The sequence below is a fragment of the Pedobacter sp. HMWF019 genome (genome assembly GCF_003061025.1).
Taxonomy (GTDB): Bacteria; Bacteroidota; Bacteroidia; order Sphingobacteriales; family Sphingobacteriaceae; genus Pedobacter.
The window spans coordinates 1-3,612 of the sequence record NZ_QAIL01000376.1 but is presented as its reverse complement, the minus strand read 5'-3'; the positions used below and the strand labels follow the sequence as shown (position 1 = coordinate 3,612).

The 3,612-nt window shown below is 46.1% G+C and carries 1 pseudogene; it reads right to left on the bottom strand.

Going from position 1 to position 3,612, the window contains the following annotated elements:
- Positions 1–3,612 (bottom strand): annotated as a pseudogene (locus DBR11_RS29695) (hypothetical protein); the annotation flags it as partial.

Here is a 3,612-nt window from a genome sequence, read left to right as displayed (position 1 = left end):
AGACCAGATCTTAAACGCAGTTCTACACCATCAAATTGTTTTTGCGGAACAAAACTGAAGATCGCCCCGCTGTTATCACTCAACAATTCCAGATGTAAAATTGGATTGCTGGCGGTGATCATATCATTGTTGCTGGTTGATCCGTTAAAAGTGGTCAGTTCGATAGAAGGTAATACCGCTAAAGAAAGCAATTTACCAGGTGAACTTACACGTACCCTTACGGTATCTCCAATATTAGACAGGCCCTGGAAGCCTACCTGTTGATAAACAGAAGCTCCAAGTGCACCAACAGGCATTACAAATGAAGAGGCTGTTTCTGCCTTGTTATCTACAGCCAGTTCCGGATTAAATACAGCGGTAAGTAAGGCTACGCCGTCTACACCATGTTTGATATCTACCGTCGCCCCTTCACAAGGTACATCAGTTGTATTCCCTTGTGGGTTGATGGTCACATCAACTGAGGCACGGGCAGAAGCCGCACATGCACCACCAGGTACTTCTGCAGTTACATAGTATGTTTTGGTTATCGGAACTGAAGTAGTATTGGTCAGCGGATTGGTTACATAACGTACACCTGTGAAAAGTACAGTATTAGATACTGGTGAGTCATACCATTTAAATATAGCTCCGGCAGTACTGGATGTTGCAGTTAAAACGGCAGGTGATCCTGAAGCAATCGTTACAGAAGCTGGCGTAACAACAGGTTTGTCTAAAGTACCGGTTGTAATGGATGCCGTTGCTCTGTCAGAAGTACCACAGCTGCTCACTGCCTCTACAGTATAAGTTGTGTTTGTTGTGAAATTCAGGATGGTAAAAGTTGCACCATCTTTTCCTGCCTGGTAAACACCATTTGAATTATACCATTTGTAAGTAACTCCGGTAACCGGGTTGCTCACTTCAAGTGTTACGGTATTGCCTGAGCAGGTGTTGATGGTTGGCGATACCAATACCGGTACAGCAGGAGCAGGGGTTACGGTAATTGTAACCGGAGTTCTGTAGCTGGTACAACCAGAGGCGGTATTGGCTTCCACATAGTATTTCGTATTTGCTGTTAAAGCAGGTGTGGTAAACGAGGTACCATCTTTATCCGTCTGATAGGTACCCGTAGCATTATACCATTTATAGGTAATTCCAGATACAGGTGTTTTAACAGTTAAGGTTGCAGTTTGATTGATGCAGGTAGTCACATTGGACGCCGTTACTTCCGGCGCTGCTGCAATACGCTGTGCATAATTTACATCCACCGTGTTTAGTACACCGGCTAGGCCTGAATTCAGGCTAACCTCTACTTTGTCAAACTGTTTTGTTGGTACAAAAGAGATCAGGGCCTCAGTGTTGCCACTTAAAAGTTCCAGATGGATGAGTGGGTTGTTGATGGCTAAAGCATCGTTATTGTTTGTACTGCCATTATAGGTGCCAATCTGAATACTGGACAGCAGACCAACTGATAATAGTTTTCCTGGAGAAGTTAGAGATACACGTACGGTATCACCAATGCTCGAAAGGTTGTTGAATCCAAGGCGTTGATAAACAGACGCATTCAGTGCCCCAACAGGCATTACTAAAGAAGAGCCTGTTTTGGTGTCATTATCAATGGCCAGTTCCGGGTTGAATACTCCAGCCAGTAGTGCGACCCCAATGACGCCATTTGTCTGAGTTGAAGCCGCTTCGCAAGGAACTGGATTAGGACTTCCACCACCATTAACAGTAATGGTTACCGGTACACGGCTTGGTGCAGAACAGGTTGTTGTGGTAGATTTCGCTTCCAGGTAATAGGTTGTTGTAACCGTAAGCGGAGGGGTTACATAAGTAGGACCTGTATATATTGGTGTTGTTGAAACTGCAGAGGTATACCAGTTAAAGGTAACATTAGTATCTGTGGAGGTTGCTGTTATGATGGCCGTCTGACCTGCGTTAATGGTGCTTGCAGAAACCTGAGCAACAGGCAGAGCAGGCAGAGGGTTTACAGTAACCATTACCGGAGTACGGGTTGCGCTGGCGCAGGTACCACTTGCAGCCTCCACATAATAGGTTGTGCTTGCTGTTAAAGCTGGTGTTGTATAGGTTGCACCTGTAAATACTGGGGTGCCTCCTGTTGCAGTAGTATACCATTGATAGTTCACGCCGGCTAGCGGATTACTCACCGGAATCACTGCCGAAGAACCAGAACAAATAGCTGGAACAGCCGCAACTACGGGAGCAGTAGGGGCAGAGCTAACGGTTACTTGTACCGGTACACGTGTGGTATTTGCACAACTGCCTTTACTTACTTCAATATAATAAGTGGTATTGGCTGTCAATACAGGTGTTGTAAAGTTTTCACCTGTTTGTAATACAGTGCCGCCGGTAGGGGTACTGTACCATCTTAAAGTTGTTCCTCCATTTGCGGCAGCAGACAGTGTAGTTGCACTTCCTGCACAGATTGTTTTACCTGTTGCAGCCACGGTAGGATTTGGATAGATGACCTCGGCACCATAGATATTCAAGTTAATCAGTGCAGAAACAAGTCCCTGAGCTCTGATTTCGACCCGGTCAAACGCGCCGGTTGCCGGTAGAGTTGCTGTAAACTTGTTGCCACTCAGCAATTGCAGGTACAGCAATGATGAGCTCAGGTTATAGGTTTTTACAACTGAAGTGCCGTTCATAATTTTCACCTGGATGCCACCAAGCACAGTTACATCTGCAAGACCGGTAGGGGTTTCAAGATTTAAACGTATGCTGTCTGTTGCAGAACCTGTATTGTTAAAGATCAGTCTTTGGTAGCCTGAACCTCCTACGCCTACTGGTAATGAAATTGTGGTAAAATTGGTGAAATTATCGTCGATTGAGTTGCCTGGGTTCTGAACTGCGCAGAGCAGGCAGATGCCCTCAATTCCACTTTCCTGTTTGCTTGCAGCATTACAGTTCGGATTTACAGGTCCGCCAATTACAGTAATGGTAACAGGTATCCGTGCCTGGCTTGTACAACCCGAAGCATTAGTTGTTTCTACATAATAAGTTGTCGTAGCGGTTAGCGAAGGCGTAGTAAATGTCGGTCCAGAAGCCAAAGCAATACCACCAGTAGCTGCGGCATACCAGTTGATGGTTACTCCAGCAGGTGCTGTTGCGGCTAAAGTTGCAGTTTGTCCGGTGCTGATGCTAGGGTTATTTGTGGTCACGACTGCATCTGCAGGAAGTGAATTGACGTTTACGGTAACAGCGGCGCGCGTACTGCTGGTACAAGTACCGGCAGCAGCTTCTGCATAGTAAGTTGCAGTGGCTGTTAAGGCAGGCGTAGTAAATGTGGTGCCTGTTCCCAGGATCGTACCACCAGTTGAGGCAGCATACCAGTTATAAGTGACACCAGTTACGGGACTGGTAACTGTAAGCACAGCTGTTGAACCTACGCAAACTGCAGAAGGTGCAGCTACAACAGGTACAGATGGTGTAGTAGTCACAGTTACAGTAACCGGTACACGTTGTGCATTGGCACAGGTACCTTTGATCACTTCAATATAATAAGTTGTATTTGCGGTTAAAGCCGGAGTCGTAAAGGTTGGTCCGGTAGCTAAAGCAGTACCACTTGTGGCCGAAGCATACCATTTTAAAGTGGTTCCGCCATTGGCTGTAGCT